The 21,863-nt window shown below is 58.6% G+C and carries 18 protein-coding genes; 5 read left to right on the top strand and 13 right to left on the bottom strand.

Going from position 1 to position 21,863, the window contains the following annotated elements; genetic code table 11:
• Positions 1–2: 2 nt before the first annotated feature.
• The 13 genes from K5Y35_RS08050 to tssA form a co-directional block, all read right to left on the bottom strand.
• The gene (locus tag K5Y35_RS08050) at positions 3–1,523 is read right to left on the bottom strand and encodes a sigma-54 interaction domain-containing protein (RefSeq protein WP_222834042.1); all 1,521 of its coding nucleotides are present in this window, start codon (positions 1,521–1,523) and stop codon (positions 3–5) included.
• Between the two features lie 10 nt (positions 1,524–1,533).
• Positions 1,534–4,191: a type VI secretion system ATPase TssH gene (gene tssH, locus K5Y35_RS08045; protein WP_123469912.1), complete on the bottom strand. Its 2,658-nt coding sequence runs from the start codon at positions 4,189–4,191 to the stop codon at positions 1,534–1,536.
• An 11-nt stretch (positions 4,192–4,202) separates the two neighbouring features.
• Positions 4,203–5,210 (bottom strand): type VI secretion system baseplate subunit TssG, encoded by a 1,008-nt coding sequence (gene tssG, locus K5Y35_RS08040; RefSeq protein ID WP_123469914.1) that lies wholly within the window; start codon positions 5,208–5,210, stop codon positions 4,203–4,205.
• Positions 5,174–6,961, bottom strand: coding sequence for a type VI secretion system baseplate subunit TssF (gene tssF / locus K5Y35_RS08035; protein ID WP_123469916.1), 1,788 nt, complete (start codon positions 6,959–6,961; stop codon positions 5,174–5,176). The genes tssG and tssF overlap by 37 nt, the downstream gene beginning before the upstream one ends.
• A 27-nt stretch (positions 6,962–6,988) precedes the next feature.
• On the bottom strand, positions 6,989–7,420 hold the full coding sequence (locus tag K5Y35_RS08030; RefSeq protein WP_186620433.1) for a hypothetical protein: 432 nt from the start codon (positions 7,418–7,420) through the stop codon (positions 6,989–6,991).
• A 104-nt stretch (positions 7,421–7,524) separates the two neighbouring features.
• Positions 7,525–8,307, bottom strand: a complete 783-nt coding sequence (locus K5Y35_RS27825) for a hypothetical protein (protein WP_261991346.1) — start codon at positions 8,305–8,307, stop codon at positions 7,525–7,527.
• Between the two features lie 69 nt (positions 8,308–8,376).
• Positions 8,377–8,760, bottom strand: a complete 384-nt coding sequence (locus K5Y35_RS08020; RefSeq protein WP_222834041.1) for a hypothetical protein — start codon at positions 8,758–8,760, stop codon at positions 8,377–8,379.
• On the bottom strand, positions 8,757–9,737 hold the full coding sequence (locus K5Y35_RS08015; protein ID WP_122842178.1) for a DUF6402 family protein: 981 nt from the start codon (positions 9,735–9,737) through the stop codon (positions 8,757–8,759). The genes K5Y35_RS08020 and K5Y35_RS08015 overlap by 4 nt, the downstream gene beginning before the upstream one ends.
• A 10-nt stretch (positions 9,738–9,747) precedes the next feature.
• Positions 9,748–10,272, bottom strand: a complete 525-nt coding sequence (locus tag K5Y35_RS08010; protein WP_222834040.1) for a PAAR domain-containing protein — start codon at positions 10,270–10,272, stop codon at positions 9,748–9,750.
• An 11-nt stretch (positions 10,273–10,283) separates the two neighbouring features.
• Positions 10,284–10,691 (bottom strand): type VI secretion system baseplate subunit TssE, encoded by a 408-nt coding sequence (gene tssE, locus K5Y35_RS08005; RefSeq protein ID WP_122594477.1) that lies wholly within the window; start codon positions 10,689–10,691, stop codon positions 10,284–10,286.
• Between the two features lie 9 nt (positions 10,692–10,700).
• Complete coding sequence (gene tssC / locus K5Y35_RS08000) at positions 10,701–12,176, bottom strand: type VI secretion system contractile sheath large subunit (RefSeq protein ID WP_123469922.1); 1,476 nt, start codon at positions 12,174–12,176, stop codon at positions 10,701–10,703.
• A gap of 28 nt (positions 12,177–12,204) precedes the next feature.
• Positions 12,205–12,708, bottom strand: a complete 504-nt coding sequence (gene tssB / locus K5Y35_RS07995) for a type VI secretion system contractile sheath small subunit (protein ID WP_003229587.1) — start codon at positions 12,706–12,708, stop codon at positions 12,205–12,207.
• Between the two features lie 32 nt (positions 12,709–12,740).
• The gene (tssA, locus tag K5Y35_RS07990) at positions 12,741–14,303 is read right to left on the bottom strand and encodes a type VI secretion system protein TssA (protein WP_123469924.1); all 1,563 of its coding nucleotides are present in this window, start codon (positions 14,301–14,303) and stop codon (positions 12,741–12,743) included.
• Between the two features lie 714 nt (positions 14,304–15,017).
• On the opposite strand from tssA, the gene tssI reads away from it, so the two are divergent.
• Genes tssI through K5Y35_RS07965 form a run of 5 tightly spaced genes read left to right on the top strand, consistent with a single transcriptional unit; the run spans position 15,018 to position 21,841 of the window.
• A complete protein-coding gene (gene tssI / locus K5Y35_RS07985) occupies positions 15,018–17,042 on the top strand; it encodes a type VI secretion system tip protein TssI/VgrG (RefSeq protein WP_222834039.1) in 2,025 nt (674 codons plus the stop codon).
• A complete protein-coding gene (locus K5Y35_RS07980) occupies positions 17,039–17,887 on the top strand; it encodes a DUF4123 domain-containing protein (RefSeq protein ID WP_222834038.1) in 849 nt (282 codons plus the stop codon). Before tssI ends, K5Y35_RS07980 begins: the two co-directional genes overlap by 4 nt.
• Positions 17,884–18,675, top strand: a complete 792-nt coding sequence (locus K5Y35_RS07975; RefSeq protein WP_222834037.1) for a hypothetical protein — start codon at positions 17,884–17,886, stop codon at positions 18,673–18,675. The genes K5Y35_RS07980 and K5Y35_RS07975 overlap by 4 nt, the downstream gene beginning before the upstream one ends.
• The gene (locus tag K5Y35_RS07970) at positions 18,672–19,508 is read left to right on the top strand and encodes a hypothetical protein (protein WP_222834036.1); all 837 of its coding nucleotides are present in this window, start codon (positions 18,672–18,674) and stop codon (positions 19,506–19,508) included. Before K5Y35_RS07975 ends, K5Y35_RS07970 begins: the two co-directional genes overlap by 4 nt.
• On the top strand, positions 19,505–21,841 hold the full coding sequence (locus K5Y35_RS07965; protein WP_222834035.1) for a lipase family protein: 2,337 nt from the start codon (positions 19,505–19,507) through the stop codon (positions 21,839–21,841). The genes K5Y35_RS07970 and K5Y35_RS07965 overlap by 4 nt, the downstream gene beginning before the upstream one ends.
• Positions 21,842–21,863: the final 22 nt, after the last annotated feature.

The following is a 21,863-nucleotide window of genomic DNA, read 5'->3' as shown; positions in this document are numbered from 1 at the left end:
GCCTACCCATCGAAATCTCCCAGATTGATGTTCAGGCGGCCGAGGCGGTACAGCAGCGTGCGTCGCGGCAGGCCCAGTTCGCGGGCGGCGAGGGTCTGGTTGCCATCGTTTTTGCGCAGGCAATCGAGCAGCAGCGTGCGCTCGACCTGCTCCAGGCGTTCGCGCAGATTCAGATGGCTGTTGTCCTCCGGCATCGGCTCCATGCGCAGGGAAAAATGCTCGGCCAGCAACTCGCCGCCTTCGCACAGCAACACCGCGCGCTCGACCAAAGCCTTGAGTTCGCGCACGTTGCCGGGGAAGTTGTAGCCGGACAGGTGTTCCAGCGCCGCGCTCGACCAGCGCACCGGATCGCGTTGCAAATACGTGCAGGTCTTCTCGGCGAAGTGCTGGGCCAGTTCGAGGATGTCGCCTTCGCGCTGGCGCAGGGCCGGCAGCTCGATCGGGAATTGCGCGAGGCGGTAATACAGGTCCTCGCGGAATTTGCCTTCGCTGACCAGCGTCGACAGATCGCGGTGCGTCGCGGCGATGATGCGCACGTCGATCTTGTGGGTGTCGTTGGAACCCAGCGGCCGGATCTCGCCTTCCTGCAACACGCGCAATATCTTCGCTTGCAACGACAACGGCATGTCGCCGATCTCGTCGAGCAACAGCGTGCCGCCATTGGCCGCATCGAACAGGCCGGCGCGGTCACGGTCGGCACCGGTGAACGCGCCTTTGCGATAGCCGAACAGTTCGCTTTCCAGCAGGTTTTCCGGGACCGCCGCGCAGTTCTGCACGATGAACGCTTGGGAACGACGCGGGCCGCAATCGTGAATTGCCCGGGCGACGACTTCCTTGCCGGTGCCGGTCTCGCCGCGCAACAACACGGTGTACGCGCTGTGCAGGACCTTGCTGATCAGCGAATGGGTCTGGCGCATCGCCGCGCTTTTGCCGATCAGGCCGTAACCACTGATGCTTGGCACGCTGCGCGCCACCGTGGCCGATTCCGCCAGCGGCTGACGCAGACGCTGCAGCAAGTGCAATTGGCCGAGCACGAACGAACCGAGCTGCCCGAGCGAGTCGGCAAAGCCTTGCAGGTCGACGCGGCGACGGCTGGCACACAGCAACAAACCTTCCACCGCCTTGTGCTGATTGACCAGCGGCACGCACAGCAGCGACTGCCACGGCGAAGCCGCCGCCGGCAGAAAGCTGGTTTCGTGCAGGCTGCCGCTCAAGTCGGTGAGGCACACCACGCGGTTCTGGCACAGGGCGAACTGCAGCAGTTGCTCACCGTTGTAGTCCGCCGGCAGGCTCGCCGCTTCGCGCGGTTGCAGCGCGCCGTCGAGGCATTCGGCGTTCATCCCCAGGCAGGTGTGGGTGGCGTCGAGCAAATACAGTTGCGTCAATTCGCACCCGCTCAGCTCGGCCAGACCGCGCACGAAGTCACCCAACAACGCAGCACCGTCCGCCGCCCGCGACAGGCCGGCGAATTGCGCCAGCAACGCTTCGGCGTAGACCAGTGGCTGCGGCACTTGAGTGAACATCACACCCACCTCAGGCGAACTCGCAGGTCACGCTGGCTTCGCCGTCGAGCGTGGCATGCACACGCTTGAGGCTTTCGCCGGTGGCCATCGCGTCGAGCAAGCGGTCAGCCACCAGCGGCAGCACATGCTGATCGAGCAGATGGTCGATCAGGCGCGCACCGCTTTCGCTTTGCGTGCAACGCTCGGACAGGTGATCGACGAGGTTCTGGCACCAGCTGAAATCCAGCTGACGACGGTTGAGGCGCTCGCCGAGTCGGCCCAGTTTGATCTCGATCAGCTCGCGCAGCACCGGACCGCCGACCGGGTAGTACGGCACCACTTTCATCCGCGCCAGCAGCGCCGGTTTGAAGTGTTTGCTCAGCACCGGGCGAATGGTTTCTTCGAGCAGTTCGGCGCTCGGACGTGCGCCGTCTTCGCAGAGGTCGCTGATCTTGTCGCTACCGAGGTTCGAGGTCATCAGGATCAACGTGTTGCGGAAGTCGATTTCGCGCCCTTCGCCGTCGTTGGCCACGCCCTTGTCGAAGATTTGGTAGAACAGGTTGAGCACGTCGGGGTCAGCCTTCTCGACTTCATCGAGCAGCACCACCGAGTACGGCTTCTGCCGCACGGCTTCGGTGAGCATGCCGCCCTCGCCGTAACCGACGTAGCCCGGTGGCGCACCGATCAGGCGAGAAACGGTGTGCTTCTCCTGGAACTCGGACATGTTGATGGTGGTGATGAAACGGTCACCGCCGTACAGCAGATCAGCGAGGGCCAGCGCGGTTTCGGTCTTGCCGACGCCACTCGGGCCGACCAGCAGGAACACACCGACCGGTGCGTCAGGTTTGTTCAGGCCCGCAGCGGTGGCGCGCATCGAGCGATCCAGTGCGTGCACGGCTTGTTCCTGACCACGGATGCGCGTGCGCAGGTCGGTGGCGAAACTGGCGACCTTGGCGTTGTGTTCGCGGGCCAGTTGCGCCAATGGCACACCGGTCCAGGCGCTGATCACTTCGGCGACCAGACGCGGGCAGACTTCGAAGCTGACCAGACGCTCTTTGACTTGTGCGGCGGTCAGGGCACTGTGGGTTTTATTCAGTTCGGCTTCCAGCGCTTCGACGCTCTGGCCTTCCTCGACTTCAGCGGCGAGGGTTTCGATCACGGTGCCTTCGGCGTCTTCTTCAACACTGACAGTCGGTTCAACGGCAGCGGCTTCGCGGGCCTTGGCCAGTTGCTGGCGCAGTTCCAGCAGGCGCTCGGCCAGTTGTTTCTGTTCGGTCCACAGGCTTTCCAGCGCGACCATTTCGGTTTCGGCTTCGTCGAGTCGCGCTTCCAGAGCATCCAGCGCTTCGTGGTCGATCAGCAGACCGGCCTCGGCATCGCGACGCAGGGCCTGACGCTGACGACCACCTTCGGCCAGTTCGCCACGCAGGCGCTCAAGGCTTTCCGGGGCAGCGGCAAGGCTGATACGCACGCGAGCACAGGCGGTGTCGAGGACGTCGACAGCTTTGTCCGGCAGCTGGCGACCGGCCAGATAACGTGCGGACAATTCGGCCGCCGAGACCACCGCGTCATCACGCAGGTAGATGCCGTGGCTCTTCTCGTAAACCTGGGCCAGACCACGAAGGATGGTCACCGCTTCGTTGACGGTCGGTTCATGCAGTTGCACCGGCTGGAAACGACGGGCCAGTGCCGGGTCTTTCTCGAAGTATTTCTTGTACTCGGCCCAAGTGGTGGCGGCGATGGTACGCAGCTCGCCCCGCGCCAGCGCTGGTTTCAGCAGGTTGGCTGCGTCGGAACCGCCGGCATTGCCGCCAGCACCGATCAGGGTGTGGGCTTCGTCGATGAACAGAATGATCGGTTTTGGCGAGGCTTTGACCTCGTCGATCACGCCTTTGAGACGACGTTCGAACTCACCTTTTACGCTGGCACCCGCCTGCAGCAAACCCATGTCCAGCGACAGCAGCTCGACGCCCTTGAGCACCTGCGGCACTTCACCGGCAGCAATGCGCGAGGCCAGGCCTTCGACGATGGCGGTTTTACCGACACCGGCCTCACCGACCACGATCGGGTTGTTCTTGCGGCGGCGGGCGAGGATGTCGACCATCTGGCGGATCGCGCCGTCACGGCACAATACCGGGTCGAGTTTGCCGTCGCGGGCCTGCTGAGTCAGGTTGTGGGTGAAGCGCTGCAACAGCGACTCGCCCTGCGCCGCCGGTTTACCGTTGGCCGCCGGTTGTTCCTGTTGCGACAGGGCAAATTCCTTCAGGCGATCAATGTTCAATTTCGCGAGCAGCGGCTGATAGCGACTGCCGGCGTAGCGCATCGGGTTGCGCAGCAGGGCGAGGATCAGCGCGGCGTCTTCGACCTGGGTCTGGCCCAGTTCAAGGTTGGCCACCAGCAGCGCATCTTGCAGCCACTGCACCAGTTCCGGGGCGAACACCGGGTTACGCGAAGCGCTGTGCTCAACGCGCGACTGCAGCGCGGCGCTCAGTTCGCCGGCGTCGACGTCGGCATCCTGCAGCGCACGCGACAGCAAGCCGTTAGGACGCTCCAGCAGCCCCAGCAGCAGGTCTTCGACGAGGATCTTGCTGCCGCCACGGGCCACGCAACGCTCGGCTGAACGCTCCAGATCACGGCGGGTTTCGGCGTCCAGCGCCTGAATGAGTTGTTGCAGGTCTACGTTGATCATGGCTCACGTCCTTAATGAATTTTGCTGCCCAGGGTCACTACGCCGTCTGCTTTTTCGCAGCCCAGCCAACTGGTCCACCCCAGGCGACAGTCGTTCTTCTCACCAATGCGCAGTTCGCGGATTTCTTCCGGGCGCAGCACCAGGCGAATGTCGTAATCGAGCGGGTCACGCAAGGTGAACCGCACCAGCGCGCACAGCGGCTGGTAGCCGAACCCGATCGGCAGGAATTCGTGGAATCGCTCCCAGTCGAGTTCGGTGATGTGAATGCGGAATTTGCCGCTGCGGTCGCGCACCCGCTCACCCAGCACCAGGTCTTCACCCAGCAGGCTGTTGGCGCGCCCAAGGCGGTTGCGCTGCTCGTCGAGGATTTCCACGCGGCGCTCGATGCACTGTTCGATGACCAGGTCTTCGTGTTTGAAGTAGTAACGCAGCACCGCTTCGATCAATGCCGCCGAGTGCGCCCGCAAGCTGAGCAGGCCGAGGTACGGCAGCAGGCGTTTCCAGTTCAGTTCCTTGGCCTTGCGGATCTCGTCGCCACCCAGACCGATCAGCGCGAACAGCTGCGACGAGAACGGGTCGATCGCGCCGCTCTGGAAGCTGGCGCGATAGCGGTACTTGCGCCAGATCGGCAGCATCAGCCGTTGCAGGCGATGGTGGAACAGGTCGAGGAAGTTGCGCGTCGGGTTGCCGTCCTCGCTGTCGCCCAAGGCTTGTTCGCCATAGAACGCCGGCAGCGGCGAGCCCGAACCGACCAGACCAATCAGGTTGAAACGCATGCGCGCGCGCATCTGCCCGTGCTCTTCGAAGAACTCCACACGATCAACATCGCTGCGCGGAAAACCGAGGCTCGGGTTGGCCTGGAATTCCACGTGATCGTACAAGTCGTCTTCGCTCAGGTACGGGTGAGCCTCGCGCAGCCGGTCGATCACCAGCAGCACGGCCTGAAACAGCGAGTACTCGCGTATTACCTTGGTCAGCCCGCTTAAAGCAGGGGCTGCAGGCCCATACGTGGTGTCCATTGGTACACCTCTCCCTGTGTGCTTTTTACCCGCAGCTCATGGAATGAATTGAGACTGGCGTAAAGCGCGAAAAACTCGTTAAGAACCGAAGCGAACACGAACAGGTCGCCTTCGCCGATATACCCTTCCGGGTCGATGGTCAGTTCGGTGCGCAGACCGCGCACCGGCAGCCCACGGTGCAGCCGGTCGACGTGGTGATGTTTGATGTGCTTGAGGCCGCCAAGCAGGCGTTTGCTGACCTTCTCCGCGTGCTGGTCGTAGTAGCGCGGCAAGTCGTAGGTTTCCAGAATCACCTTCAACGCATTGACGTCGGCCAGCGACAGATAGTTAAGCGACATGTTGCTGATCAGCTTCCACAGGAAGTCACGGTTCAGCGGTGGTGCGAAGCTCGACGTCGCCGGGGTGATGTTGCGGAAACTGAGGAACTCCGGGGTCTCTTCGCAGGCCAGGCAGATGTCGCCGAGCTTGAGCTTGCGCGGCAGGTTCTGGTTGGTGCACATCAGCTCGATCGACAGGGTTTCGTGGGCTTCGGTGTGGCGGATGCCGAAGCTCAGGTAGGTGTCGAGGCCGTCGTGCAGCAGGGACGAACGCTGGCGAATGCTGTAATGCGGACGGCTGTTGGGCACGTCGAAACTCGGGTCGTGCTCGAAGGATTCGAACGGCACGTACTCCTGATAACCGAGGCCGCCGGGCTTCCAGCCAGTGACGGTTTCCACCGAAAACACACCGCAGTTTTCCAGATCGTATTCCGCCGGCAGCAGCAGGTATTCGTCCTGCTTGCCGTCGAGACGGATCGGCAGGGCGTCGTGGGCGAACAGGTTGGCAATCGGCGTGCAGAACAGCTTCACGTTATCCAGGGTCGGCCGCATGCGCATGATGCCGCTCTTGCGAATGTCGAAGCGCAGTTCCAGGCCACGCATCTGCTTGAGCGTGTCTTCCGGCAGCGCCTTGAGAATGTCCAGACCGTTGACGTCGACGAACAGGAACTTGTCCTGGAAAGCGAAGTATTCCTGCAGGTAGCGATAGCCACGGAAAGTGTTCAGCGGATACGGAATCAACGCCTCTTCTTCGGCAAAACCCACCGGCTTGACCCGGTCACCGGGAATCTTGAACGCCATCGGCTTGCCGGCGACACCATCTATCGGCTTGCCGGCGCCGTCGAGCGGGATCAGCTCGATGCCTTCGAGATTGCGCAGCAGGCTCAGGTAGAGCATCTGGCTGATGTAGCGCTCGCCGGCAAAGTGCAGACGCAGTTTGCTCAGTTCCAGCTCACCGAGGTGGCCGTCGGCGCTCATTTCCAGACGCAGGCTGAGCAGCGAGCCGTCACCCTTCACCGAGTAGTTCAGCGCAGCCAGATCCAGCGGCAGCACCTCAGTCGGATAGCAGGTGCGGAAGCGGCAACGCACGTCTTCGATCGGCTTGCTTTCAATCGGCGTATCGCGCTCGACCCGCAATGCAGGCCCGGATCGCTTGAGCGGATCGAACTGCAGAATGCTGAACGCCGGCAGCGGGCGCATGTAGTTCGGCCACAGCAGTTGCATCAGCGAATGGCTGAGTTCCGGCAATTCGTCATCGAGCTTCTGCCGCAGCCGCCCGGTGAGAAACGCAAAGCCTTCGAGCAACCGCTCCACATCCGGATCCCGCCCGGCCTGGCCCAGAAACGGCGCCAACGCCGGACTACGCTCGGCGAAACGGCGACCGAGTTGGCGCAGTGCGGTGAGTTCGCTTTGGTAGTAGTGGTTAAAGGACACGGGTTACCTGCCTGGTAGTGGAACTCATCAAAAAAATATCCTGTAGAGCGCGACCGTCAGACCGGCACAGAAGTAACCGGCGATCAGGAGGTACGGCACGAGCAGGATCCATCCGTAGGCCATGAAAGCATTGTCGAATGGCCCGGCGACCAGGCTGCACAAGCCATAAAGCATCCAGGGCACCGCGTAGAAAGGGATGATTTTCAACGGCGCCAGCCAGACCATTCGCAGCGCCTGCTGCTCATTGCGGCTCTTCGCGGCCCGCGAGCCCCATAGCGCAAACAACAGCAACCCGGGCATGCCGAACCACAACAGATACACCCAGTGGGTCTCGGACGAGTCGAATGTCGAATACTCGCCAATCCACAGGCCATAGGATGAAAACGCCAGCATGGCCAAGAATGGCGTCCACAAGGCTCCCATGAAGAAACTGAGTTGCGCGCGACTGAGCAGGGCCATCTCCGATACACCTATCACGGGCAAGCCTCCATCCTCGAAAACACACGCATCCATTGCGTCATGCTGCATACCATGTGTTTTCTGCATGAGAGAGCTTCTGGCGATCAGGCGCATTCCGGCACCCACCAGTCTTCGTAGCCTTGCGTGCCGGGATACAGCACTGTCGAGCCGTTGAATTCGGGAGCAACCGCAAAAATTTCAGTCACCCGGAAATTCCATTCCGAGGATTCGAGCAACGCGCCGTCCTTGGTATACACCCGAAAAAAGTACCCGCTGCTGAACATCCCAAACACTTGCCCGATCAATCCCAGCTTGGGATAACCGGGTGCGTATGTGATGAGGTAGCACTCGCCCGACTCGCTCGAGTGTCGCGCCAAGGCCTGCGCCGTTAAGCCACCGAAAATCTTCAACCCCAGCAAGACGATGCATATGGACACACCGGTCAGCGCCAAAGCCAGCAACAGTCGCGGCAATGCTCGACGTTTCTGAGCCTCCAGCGGTTGCAGTGCCGCGTGCTTGCGCCAGCGGGTGTAAGCCGTGTGGATGACGTTGGTCAGCAGGATGGCGCAAACCGTCAAACCACCTGTAAGCGCGCAATAGGCCAAGCCACGAATGGGGTACTGCGGCAGCAGATAAAACAGAATCGTCAACATCATCAAAACTACCAGGCCAAACTGGATGGCTTGACGCTGGATGAAGACCAAAATCAAATTCATGAAAACGAAAAAATAGAAAATCAGATACATCGCCATGCCGATGGCGACACCGTGCGAGGTCAATCCACCGACCAGTTGTTTATAGGCGGGAACCGCATAGCCATTCATAACGATATAAATCACACAGGCTAGCGAGTGCACAGCCAGACCGATGGCGTGACGGCTATTCATGTGCAACTCCGGTCATGGCTTTATCGGCACTCTGGAATGAGGACGTGCCTTCAGCCCCAAAAAAACCTATTACCGACATTCTGGAATTATCCAACTTTCCCAGCCTTCTGAACCCGGATACAAGATCATCTCGCCATGAAATTCCGGGGCAGCCCCCGGATCTCCCTCTCGCATCCATAGATACCACTCAGATGTTTTTAGAAGTTCCCCATCCATTGAATAGACCCGATAGAAGGATTGACTGCTGAAAAGCTCTACCAAACTTCCTGCGATTCCCAAAAACCCATAATCAGCTGCATATCTGGCGATGTAGCATTTACCAGATTCACTCACATAAGTTTTTAATGGCTTTGCAACCAGAGAACTGTGAACTTTTAGCGCGAGAAGCATCGCCAGAAGCAATGACACAGCCAGCAGCAGATAAACGCCTCGTTTTCTGTTAGCACTGATCATGACGCTACCATCGGCTTTGCCCTCGCCACGAACTCACCGAAATCGGCACTCATGAAACGAAAGTCAATGGATGTTGGCAACTTCTTCACGGTTGAATAAACAAACAAATCGCCACCTTTACCATGTAGAGCACGGTACTGATTGAAGCTATCGTTAGTTACCTTGTGATATAACTGGCCATCGGCCTCAAATGTATCTCGACCCAACGCACTAAATCCTTTCACGCCACTTTCAAAGCTCCAGTATCCAAGCGGCTGATTATTACTGCTGTCATTCAAAAACTCATACGTATCACGTATGTAGCAACCAATTTCTTCGATATGCAAAGTGGCCGGTGTTTTTTTGGTTTTCGAAACCGTTGAAAATTTGGTAACAGCAAACTTTACGGAAAACCCACCCAACGTTCCGTAAACATCATCCAGTGGATCAGTAATTCTTGCCCACTTATCAGTTCCGATAGACCTGCGATTGTACTGCGATGTTACTTCCAACTCTTGGGCGCTCATAGAACTGAAATCATATTCGCCTGTTTTCAGATCCATGCTTGCCTGATCAAGAATCCCGAGATCTCTCAGACGCGTCATAAACTGCAAAAGACCAGGCGCCAGTTGATTCAATCCTTTGGCACGCCCGATCAGCTCGTTGTACTGACTGGCATACGCTGCTTTTTCGAGCAACGCTTTTACATCTTCACCTGTGTGCGGTGACGCACTGTTCAACCAATCGAACTCCAGATCATCAAACAGTTTTTCTGGAGTGAGTTGTTTAACGTCAAGACGCCCTTCTTTTTCGTCGATAGTCATTTCGTAAGGCTTGCCATCGAACCAGCGCTGCATCAGTCGAGCGGCCTGCACCCAGCCCATTTTTCTCATGGCGCCAGGAATATCTGTGATCTGGAATTCGTCCACAGGCACTTCTACTGGCGTCTTGTCAGAAGAAGGCGTGAGCTGGGTCGTGAGTGGTGCCGGTGCGGTCATGTCATAAACCCTATGCAATCACGAGCGAAGACTGCGGTTCGAAGGTAAGCGTGACGCTTTCAGCCAAATTGGAAGCAATAGGCGCCGTTTTACCCTGTGCATCAGTAACACCCTTGATTTCTTTGCCAGAGGCCGTTCTCAGGGTGTAGGCACGGTTTGCGACCGGAGCACCGGTTCTCGGATTGCGTGCGACGAAGTGCTGGGTAAAAGGCCAACTGAGCTCCACCGGCAACGGCGGCACAAACGGCGCCGGCGAATGCGAATTACCGATAATCACCGTCCCGGATCCAGCCGTAACCTTGTTGCCATGCGTACCCACCGAATCAACCGTCGCGGCAGGTTTGCCGTTGATCAACACAGTGGTCGCCAAACCGCCCGACATCGCACCACCACACGCCGAGGCATCACCTTGGCGGGCGGCCGCGAGGCCGTCGAAGAACACGTCGCCGGAACCAACGGCGATCGGGTTGGTACCGTGGCCGGGGAGCGGGCAAGCGGTGGGGTCGGATACGCGTGCTGCGGGTTTGCCAGACATCGGGGATCTCCTTAGGTGACCTTCACTTGTCCGCTGCCATCCAGGCGCGCGGAAAAACTGACCTGACGCTTGAACCCTTCAACTTCCAGCAGGCCTTCGATGCTGAAGGCGAGGCGAAGCTGATCGTGGTCACGCGGCAGGGAAATGACACGCACGTTGCTCAGGCGCGGCTCGTAGGCTTCGATGAAGCTTTCGATGGCCAGGCGGGCCTGACTCAGGGAGTCGTGCAGGCTCAGACGCATGTCATTGAGATCGGGCAACCCGTAGTCGGACAGCGTTTGCACGCTGCCGGCCCGGGTGCTGAGCATTTTGGCCAGATGGGCAGCCACCGACGCCATGGCCGAAGCCTCGAGGCTCCTGCCCTTGCGCTGTTCCGCATCGCCATTGAGGCGTTCGAAAAGACTGCCGTATCCGTCCATGAGTCGCTCTTACTCTTTGTCCAGCTTGCCAACCAGCGACAGGGTGAAATCGGCACCCATGTACTTGAAGTGCGGACGCACGTTCAAGCTCACGCGGTACCAGCCCGGCTCGCCTTCAACGTCGCTGACGATCACTTGCGCAGCGCGCAGCGGACGACGGCCACGCACTTCGGCGCTCGGGTTTTCCTGGTCGGCGACGTACTGGCGAATCCACTTGTTCAGTTCCAGCTCGAGGTCGGTACGTTCTTTCCACGAACCGAGTTGCTCGCGCTGCAGCACTTTCAGGTAGTGAGCCAGGCGGTTGACGATCATCATGTACGGCAGTTGGGTGCCGAGCTTGTAGTTCAGCTCTGCCGCCTTGCCTTCTGCGCTGATGCCGAAGAACTTCGGCTTCTGCACCGAGCTTGCGGAGAAGAACGCCGCGTTGTCGGAGCCTTTACGCATGGTCAGGGAGATGAAGCCTTCCTCGGCCAGTTCGTATTCACGACGGTCGGAGACCAGAACCTCGGTAGGGATCTTGGTTTCGATTTCGCCCATGCTTTCGAAATGGTGCAACGGCAGGTCTTCAACCGCACCACCGCTCTGTGGGCCGATGATGTTCGGGCACCAGCGGAATTTGGCGAAGCTGTCGGTCAGCTTGGTGCCGAACGCGAAAGCGGTGTTGCCCCACAGGTAGTGCTCGTGGCTGTTGGCAACGGTTTCCTTGTACACGAACGATTTGACCGGGTTTTCTTCCGGATCGTACGGGTTACGCAGCAGGAAACGCGGCACGGTCAGGCCAACGTAACGGGAGTCTTCCGAAGTCCGGAAGCTCTGCCATTTGGCGAATTGCGGGCCTTCGAAGTGGTCTTTCAGATCTTTCAGATCCGGCAGGCCGGTGAAGCTTTCCAGACCGAAGAATTTCGGGCCGGCCGCGGCGATGAACGGCGCGTGGGACATGCAGGATACGCTGGCCACGTACTGCATCAGTTTCACGTCCGGCGAGCTTGGGGACATGAAGTAGTTGGCGATGATCGCGCCAACCGGCTGACCACCGAACTGGCCGTATTCAGCGGTGTAGATGTGCTTGTACAGGCCCGACTGCATGACTTCCGGCGAATCTTCGAAATCGTCCAGCAGGTCTTCTTTGGAGACGTTGAGGATTTCGATCTTGATGTTTTCGCGGAAGTTGGTGCGGTCGACCAGCAACTGCAGACCACGCCACGACGATTCCAGGGCCTGGAAATCCGGGTGGTGGAGAATTTCGTCCATCTGACGGCTGAGCTTGGCGTCGATCTCGGCGATCATGCGGTCAACCATGGCTTTCTTGACCGGCTCACCGTTGTTCTGCGGCTTGAGCAGCTCTTCGATGAACGCCGACACGCCACGCTTGGCGATGTCGTAGGCTTCGTCGTCCGGGGTCAGACGGGTTTCGGCGATGATGCTGTCGAGAATGCTGTACTCGCCGTTGTCGGCGCTTTTCTCTTGTGCTGCGCTAGTGCTCATTGTGTTGGCTTCCTTGGCTGCTGGGTTCTCAGGCGTCCGGGGCTGCGGCGTTCAGGCCCAGCTCACCGAGTACGCGACCGCGGGATTCGTCGTCGGCGAGCACGCCTTCGATCGCTTTACGGAACGCAGGTGCGTTACCCAGCGGGCCTTTGAGGGCCACCAGCGCATCGCGCAGTTCCATCAGTTTTTTCAGCTCAGGCACTTGCTCGACCAGGCTGGCCGGGTTGAAGTCCTTCATCGAATTGACGCGCAGTTGCACAGCCAGCTCGTCGGCCTCGCCATCTTCCTGCAAACGGTTCGGCACGCTCAGCGTCAGACCCAGTTCTTGCTTGGCCAACACTTCGTCGAAGGTCATCTTGTCGATGCTGATCGGCTTGCGATCCTCGATTTTGCGATCGTCCTTGCGGTGGGTGTAGTCACCGATTGCCAGTAGTTTCAGCGGCAGTTCAATCTCTTCCTGAGCACCGCCGGTGGCGGGTTTGAAGGTGACGTTGATGCGTTCCTTGGGGGCTACCGAGCCTTCTTTGGCCATGGCTTTTCTCCTTGCGGTTGTGGCCCTGGGGCCTATTCGAGTACCACTTCGAGGTCGAGGTGGCACAGCCTGCGATAAATCTCTTCCTTGCGTTCACGCACTGCATGGTTCTGCGGCAACAACTCGCAGCAACTGTGCAGCAGGTGCAGCACTTCCAATGCAAGATCGGGCTCCCAGGCGTGCAGGCCTGAGTCCTGTAATGTCTGATCGAGGGTTTCGAGCTGGTTCTTGGCCAGTTCGTACTTCTTGGCCATGAAGCACAGGCGCGCGAGGGCGAACTGCCAGAAGAAGCGCTCGCGACCACCGTGGGCCGACTGCAAACCCTGCTTGAGGATCTGCACGGCCGGTTTCAGGCCTTCCTTGCGCAGCAATGGCAACACTTCCTCAAGGGCCTTTTCCCAGGCGGGCTGGGTTTCGACGTTTTCGCTTTCGACCTTGCGCGGCGCACTGGCGCTTTGCAGGTGCGGCATGACGTTGGCGGCGATCCACGCCCGGGTGGACGGATCGGCAAACGGCGCGCCGTCATGGAAGCGCAACTCGACAATGCCGGGCAGGCGCTGAATCAAAAGCGCGAAGTGGATTTCCACTTCGCGCATGGCCAACTCGGCGTTGAGGTTCTGGAGACATTCCCAGACCATCCTCTGGCCATCGAACCAGAACGGCGCCTTCGCCAGGCTCGCCTCCAGTTCCACCAGCAGGTCGGCGTATTTGCCCTGATCGAAGCGGTCCTGATAGAGCTTGAGTTTCTCCAGCGGCAGGCCGCGCAACACGGTGATCTGCTCGGCGTTGCGCTCGGGTACCGCGTCGATGGTCATCCACAGCAGAGTGCGATTCAGGCGCAGGGCGCGCAGGTCGGTGGCCTTCTGCTTGAGCCACCAGGCACACAACGGGCGGGCACTTTCCTGCTGGGCGCGCAAGGCTTTGTGTGCCTCGCGCTCGTTGTCGATCGGCGCGCCGGGCGTCAGCAACTGGCTCGCAGCCTGCTTGACCTGCGCCACCGCCGCGCCCACCACACCGGGGGCCGGCTGATTGTCGGCGGCGCGCTGGATCATGGTTTTCAGACGACGGGAGATCGGCAGCAGCAGCGGCGCATCATCGCCCAGATGTTCAGCGCAGGCCGCTTCGAGACCGGACAGGTGCTCGGAGAGCTGCCGGAACATCGGCAACTGCTCTTTGATCGCAATGTTTTCAGTGATGACCTGCTCGAGACGCGGCACCAGCCAGCCGATGGCGGCGGCACGGGTACGGGGTTTGAGCGGGTGAACGTCGGCCCAGTTGTTTTCCGACAGGTGGTGCAGCAAGCCGAGGCCCGCCAGCAGCCCGGGGAAGGACTCGCGCTGGTACAGCGACCAGGTCAGCCAGGCGCCAACCCGCAAGTCCTTGGACTGGGTGCGCAGGAGATTTTCGCTGTTTTCACGGATTTTCAGCCAGTCGATCTGCCCGCTCTCGTGCATCGACGAAGCTTTGGCCAGCTCGCTTTCCAGGGCCTCGAATTCGCTCGAAAAACGAACGTCTTCGCCCGCGAAATTCTCTTTGGAAACAGAGACTTTTGCGAGTTCGAGGTAATGGGCGGAAAGTTTGCTTGAGTAGGACATCCATGGCCTTTAATTAGGATTACAGTCTTGCGCCTATTGGAGTTGCCACGGCGCGGGACAGTATCGAAGAGCGGTGAAGCGACTCATCCAATTGAGATGTGCTCTTTCAAGTGGGCGCATCGTAATCACTATGATGGCCACTAGCAAGCATCCGATTAAACAACAAGACGAAGTGTTCATTGGTGCGTGTAAGAGATTGCCCTATATCCGACAGGGGAATCCCTGATAGCGATTTATATGGCCTGCGTTCGCCACGCCCCTTCAGAACCCTTGATCCAGAGCGGCCCGCTCGAACTTGACCGTATCGGCCCGAACGCCCGTTCCATTACAGGGCGGCAAGCATGACAACTCTCGAAAAAAATAGAAGTAGGACTCTTCCGAAAAACGCAGATTTTTCTAAATATTTTTCCGCAGACAACGCTAAACAAAAAAAGTGCCATCAAACTGATGGCAATTCATATTCCTGAAACTTATACGCAACTGCTGAACACTGTACATCCGTACCAACTCAATAATTATTGAAGTGTTCCCCTACAGTCTTTTCCTTCAATTCTGCCCGGACTTTCACACCCGGAATACTCTGACAAACCTCAGGGATACTTCTTACATCAATTTATTTCCTGCATTGCTAGCTTGCCTTGGCAAATTCTTTCGCGTGGCGATCAGGGACGATCGAACACCGCGCATCGACTCACCTTGCTTAAGGACAAGCGTATGTTCAGCACGGGCAGTTGCGCGCCTTTTACCCTGCAAATTCCCGGAATTCGCCATGATTTTCAGGTACTGGCATTCGATGGCACTGAAGCTATCAGTCAGCTTTATTCCATCCGCATAGAACTGGTCAGCGAGTATCCGCACCTCGATCTGGAGCGACTGCTCAGTCAACCGGCATTCCTGCAGTTCGGCCACAACGGCGAAGGCATTCACGGGCGTATCGAAGAGGTGATGCTCGGGGAATCCGGAAAACGCCTGACCCGCTACGCACTTACGCTGGTGCCAGCGTTGCACTATTTGCAGTTCAGCTACGACCAGCGGATTTTCCAGAAGCTGACGGTGCCGCAAATCATTGCGCAAGTGCTCCAGCGTCATGGCATCCAGTCCGACGTCTTCACCTTCAACGTCGCGCTCAATCCGGAGCGTGAGTACTGCACCCAGTATGACGAAAGCGATTTCGCGTTCATTCAGCGTCTGTGCGCCGAAGACGGAATTGCGTGGCATCACCAGCATTCGCCAGACCGGCATTTGCTGGTGTTCACCGACAGTCAGGTGTTCTTCCCGACACTGGGTCCGACGCCTTTTCAGGCCGACAGCGGCATGGTCGCGAAACACCCGGTGGTCAATGAACTGACCCTGCGCTTCAACACTCGCACCACCACCGTCACCCGCCGCGACTATGACTTGAGGCGACCCAGCCTGTTGCTTGAAAGTCGTTTCACTGCCGAATTCACACCCGAGCTTGAGGACTATCGCTACCCGCTGCTGATGACGTCGGAAAAACACGGCAGACAACTGGCACGTCAGGCACTGGAGCGGCATCGCCGCGACTATTTATTGATCGAAGGCAAAAGCAATCAAAGCACCTTGCGCAGCGGCTACCTGTTCGACCTGACCGAACATCCGCGCCAGGACTGCAACGAGCTGTGGCTACTGGCAAGTCTTCATCATGAAGGAAGGCAGCCGCAGTCACTTGAAGAAGCAGGCAGCAATGACGCCCCACCCGCCGACGGTTTCACCCAAGGTTATCGCAACACCTTCACGGCCATGCCGGCGGAGGTGTCTTACCGCCCTTCTCTGCCACCGCGCAAGCCGCTGCTGGTCTGCCAGACCGCGCGCGTGACCGGCCCTGCTGGCGAGGACATTTTTTGCGACGAGTACGGCAGAGTTCGCGTGGAATTCCCATGGGATCGCGCCGAACTCGGCAGCGAAAAAAGCAGTTGCTGGATCCGTGTTGCATCCAGTTGGGCGGGTGAAGGTTTTGGCGCGGTAACCATTCCGCGGATTGGCATGGAAGTGGTCGTGACCTTTCAGGACGGCGACCCGGACAAACCGCTGATCACCGGTTGCGTGCCCAACAAGGTCACCTCAGTCGCCCATCAACTGCCCGAACACAAGACCCGAACGGTATTGCGCAGCCAAAGCTCGCCGCGCAATGGCGGCTACAACGAGTTGTCGATCGAAGACCGTGCCGGCAGGGAAAAAATCTACCTGCGCGCCGAGCGCGACATCGAGCAACTGATCCTCAACGACAGTCGCAGCGTGATCGGTCATGACCGCTTCGAACAGACGGGCAACGACAGCACCACCCTGATCGAGGGCAAGGCGCTGCGCACCCACCAAGGCGTGCGCAGCACGGTGATCAACGCCGATGATTTGCTCACGGTCAGTGGCACCAGCAGTCAGTCGGTCGGGGCACTGGTGATTCAGGCCGGTGAACAGGCACATGTGAGCGCCAGCAACGTGGTGATTGATGCCGGGATGAGCCTGACGTTGACGGCCGGCGGGCATCACCTCGTGATCAACGCTGCGGGGATTTTCAGTAGCGTGCCCATCGTCGAGGGCGGTGCGCCCATGCCGGGGATCACGCCGTTGCAGCCATTGCAGGCTGAAGCCCGCCAAGCCATCCCCGCCATCGCCACCCCGCCGTCCATCCTCAGCGACGCCCGTCAGCAGGCGGCCGACTATTGCCCGCTCTGCGAGGCCTGTCTGGCTGGCCAGTGCAGCCTTGGAGAAGTCGCATGACTGCGCTCGAATCATGGCTGCACGAACAAAACCGGGCCGGGCGCGATCTTTATCTGATGCTCGATATCGACGGGCAGATGGATACAAGAGCTGCGCTGCTGGACGAACAGGGCGTTGCGCGGTATCGCAATCTGTATGCAGGAACAGCCGCAAACGCACTGGCGCAGGCAGGGCCGCTGCTGTTTCACATCGACTCCATTCATGACCCGGCGATTCAGAGTTTGCTGCGCGCCCCCGAACGCAACTGGGGCTGGCTGGCAAGCGCCAGTCACGTTGAGCTGGATGCCCTGGCGGCGCATTGGCGCGAACGCGTGCTGACCGGTGAACGACCAACTCTGGCGGTCTATCGCGCGCATGACAATCGGGTACTCGGCCGCGCGCTGGCTCATCTGCAACCGCAGCAGTACGCCGAACTTCTGGGGCCGATGGTCAGCGTCTGTTACTGGCACGACGGGCAATGGAGGGTCGCCGACAATCCCGATCCTGGCGCACACCCGGTGTCAGCCGACCCGCCATGGCTACAAACCCCGACACCGGAGCTGATTTACGCCAACGTCCTGTTCGATAACGCCCGGCGCTATCTGGTGGGCCAACACACCGAAGCGCTGATCAGGCTCGCGGAACAACTGGATGTGGATGACTGGTTGTGGGGGCAGATTCAGCGAACTCGCCTGTGGGGCTGGCAAGCACCGGAGCAAGTGCATTTCTTGCTGACGCAGAGTTTGCAGATGCCGGGGTATCTGCCGCCCAAATCGTGGCTGCCAAAACCTGAAGAAGAACCGGCGGCGCATTTTGAGCGGGTCTACCAGCAAGTGCTGTATTGGCAGGGAGAGGCTCGTTTATGAACGGTGCATTTCGATTGCTGGCGCTTGGCAGTTGCCTCGCGCTGAGCGTCGGTTGTTCGGCTGTGGGGACACCAAACACTTTCACCTTTGTTCCCGATCTTCCGCCCAACTTCAAGTACGAACTTAAAGCCATCTACCTGCCCATCGAAGGTGAAACGTGCAGGGTGGCGGGGAAGCCGGATTTCTGGGTCAGCTTCAATAAGCAGAATATGGAATACGTCAGCACCGCGGAAATTGAGCTGTACAAAACCGCGAGTGGCTGCCCGCTGTCGTTGAATGAAGTGGAAATCAAGATCATCGGTGTTTTTGGCCCGGAACGAAGTGATAGCAGCTATGACTATGCGTCATTTGCCGTACGCCCGGAGTTGCTGGAGCGGCACATGGGGACTTTCGACGAAGACGGTACAGGTGAGTTCTTCGGTGAATGCATGTGGTCTTTTCGTACCGTCGGGCCTAAGCGGTACCTGATCAAGCTGCTTACCTGCAAAAAAATGGATGCGCAGGGCAATGTTGGCCGAAGTCGTCCGTTCACGGCTTACACGCTGACACAACTCTCGGGGAAAACCATAAAGCTGAGGATCAGGTTGTCCGAACAGGAAAAGCCGGCCTTTGGAGACACCTGGGTCAAAGTACCTGACGGCTGGAAGCGCTGCATGGGGAAAAGTTTCGAAGATCAACATGCGTTTTGTTACGGCAATCACAAAGACTTCAGCACCTTCAGGATGGTGGATGAGCGCGTTTGCACCATTTACCCCGGCTGCACGGAAAACAAGGATGCATCACCATGAGGGATCAAAAAACACAGCAATCGCGGGTGTATTTCCTGCACTTCAAACAAGTCCTTCAATGTCTGACATTGGGCACTTGCCTTGCTTTGACAGTGGGTTGCTCGGCTGTCAGCAAACCAAACACTTTCACCTTCGTTCCCGACCTTCCGCCCAACTTCAAGTACGACCTGACGGCCACCTACGTGTCCGCCCAAGATCAGACATGCTCGGTACCGGGTGGAAAAGGTACTCAGCTTGGGTTCAATAAAACCAACATGAAATATGAAGGCACATCAGAAATCCCGCTTTACAGAACCGTGAGCAACTGCCCGCTGGCGCTGAATCATGTGGAGATCAAGGTCATTGGCGTTTTTGGCCCAGGAAGAAGTAACAGCAGCTATGACTATGCGTCATTTGCCGTACGTCCAGAGTTGCTGGAGCGGCACATGGGGACATTCAGCGATGACGGTACAGGTGAGTTCTTCGGTGAATGCATGTGGTTTTTTCGCACGGTCAGCCCCAAGCGTTACCTCATAAAAATGTTGAGATGCAAAAAAATGGATGAGCAGGGCAATGTCGCCCGGAGTCGTCCTTCCACGGCATACACGCTGAAGCAACTGCCGGGGAAAACCGTAAAACTGAAGATCAAGTTGACTGATGAAGAAAGGCCCGGCTGGGGTGACACCTGGGTTGAAGTTCCCGGTGGCTGGAAGCGCTGTTTGGGTGAAGGTATGGAAGATCAGCGTGGTTACTGCAATGGAAATTACAAAGACTTCAGCACCTTCAGGATGGTGGATGAGCGGGTTTGCACTATTTATCCGGGCTGCACGGAAAACAAGGACGAGACCCCATGAGCATTGAACCGTTAGATCCGAGCGTCGCTGCCTTTATGCAAGGCAACATCCACGCCTGTCCAATGCGCGGACATTCGACGAGTTTTCAATTAGTGGACGAGTTTGGTGATGGCAAATCCTATGCTGGGTTGACGTACGAAATTATCGATTATGAGGACACCGTTTACACGGGCAAACTGGATGCCACGGGTTCCGGCAACGTGAACGACCATTACTGCGGCCCGGTAGTACTCAAGTTCAACCAGCCCTTTAAAGGAACAGAAGCACTCTATAAAGATTTAAGAACAAGGGAGCACTACCCCCTCCCCATCACCGAACTCCAGGTTCGCGCCGAGAAAACCCGCTTCGTCACCAAATCAGGCGTGCGTACCCAGGCCAATCCAGCAAAAGACCTAGCCGGGACCAACGCCTATTACCAGGTTGAAGTGAGCGAACTGGTCAAACATGTAGCGCACTTGCCGCCTCTGGCAGAGCGTCGTGATCCGCCGAATATGGTGGCGCACAAACTCATGCGCTCCACGCCCCAAACCCGAACGTTCGCACAGATTGATAGCAATGCGCCGGACGCAGGAATGAGCGCGATCTTCAGTCAGGCCAGCATGGCCACGGTCGAGTTGGGTTTCTCTCCGCCGCCGCCCGAACCCAAGGGCATTGCTCTGTTGCCGAACAAGCACCATGTGCTGGAAGTGCGCCCGATGCGGGCGCTACGCCCTATGCTGTCGATCGGCAACGAGTTCTGCGCACTCAACCTCTATCAACTGTCATTGATGGCGACCCTGAGTTACACCGACTTCGGCCAGGAGCCGAACACGCAACCGGTCAAGACCGACCGTGTGAGTTTCCCCGTGCAGCCCAGCAGCGGCAATTGGTTCGGCCATGCACTGCCGCAGTTTGATGAGTTGTGGAAAGTCGATGCCTCGCAAAGGAAGAAGTACTACCCGTTGTATGAAGAAGTGCCTTACTCGAAACGCCTGGAAGTGGTGCCGTTCGATCCACAGCTCTACCCCGAGGTGAATGATCCAGCACTGGGGGATCAACAGGAACATCCGGCCAAGCTGCACTTTTTCGATGATCGCAAACAAGCCGACAGTACGGACACTCAGGCGTTTATCACGCATCACGACGAGGTGATATTGATCAGTGTCCGGGGAACCAGCGAAACGTTGCCCGATGGCCTGCGCGATGGAGACGCCTATCAGGTGCCTTTTCAAGAAGGAGAAGGCAAGGTGCACCGTGGCTTCTACGGGGGCGCCCAAGCGGTTTTCCCGTTTGTCGTGAGCTATTTGGAGAGGTTCTACAGTGGGCAAAAACTGCTGATTACCGGACACAGCCTGGGCGGGGCGATAGCACTGATCTTGTCCGAGATGCTGCGCCGCGATCCTCAATACTCATCGGATATCGTGCTCTACACCTACGGCGCCCCTCGCGCCGGCGACACCACCTTCATCGCAAGCGCCCAGTCACTGACCCACCACCGCATCGTCAACCAGAACGACCCGGTACCCAGCGTACCCGCCACCTGGATGAACACCTATGCCGAACCCAAGCAAATGTACACCGCCAACGGAGTGGTGTTGGCCCTTCAACCGGTCGCCGGGTTTGCCTTGCTGGTCTGGGGCGTAACCAACTTCTTTGGTGAGGATTACGGGCATCACGGTGAACTACGCCACTTCATGCCGGTGGTGTTTGGCAAGGAACACAAGTCATCCATTCTCTGGCAGCCGGGCTGCAGCCTCATCAACGATCACGGTTGCGCGCAGGCCTTGCGAAATATCAATGGCTTGCCCAAGCGCGGCTCATTTCTGGAGCAGCTCGCCGCGGCGAGCGATCACTCGATGGTCGGGAGCTACATCCCCGGCTGTTGGGCCAGCCTGCGCCGCTGGCAGGAGGCGCAGCAGCTCAAACGTTCTGTGGTGACGTACCGGGAGTTCGAATGGGTGAGTGGCGCTTTAAAGAATCTCAAAGACCAACTGAGTGCCGTGAAGCGCAATCTCCGAGACCACCCCAGCGCGTATGTCCGGCACGAGGAAAGAACCCACAAGACGACAGTTCTCGACAGAGAAATCAGCAAAATAGAAATGACCCACGCTCGACTGGTCGCCCTGCACGGCCAGCGAGTCACCGAGGCCGACGTCTACGGCAGCTACGCCGAACAGCCCGAGTGGGTGCAGGAAAACCTGCTGCGCTGGAACGCGCACCCGGAAAATCTCGTTCAGGAACAACTGGCGATGATTCCTCCCGCCGCCCAGGACCACGATGCAGCGATCGCGGCAATGACGGGAGGACACGCGGTCGGCGCGCCCTATCAGCTGGATATTGATTCAATTGTGTAATCACCACAAAAAATGGGCACCC

The sequence above is a fragment of the Pseudomonas sp. SC3(2021) genome (genome assembly GCF_019856535.1).
Taxonomy (GTDB): domain Bacteria; phylum Pseudomonadota; class Gammaproteobacteria; order Pseudomonadales; family Pseudomonadaceae; genus Aquipseudomonas; species Aquipseudomonas monsensis.
This window is presented reverse-complemented; position numbering and strand designations above follow the sequence as displayed.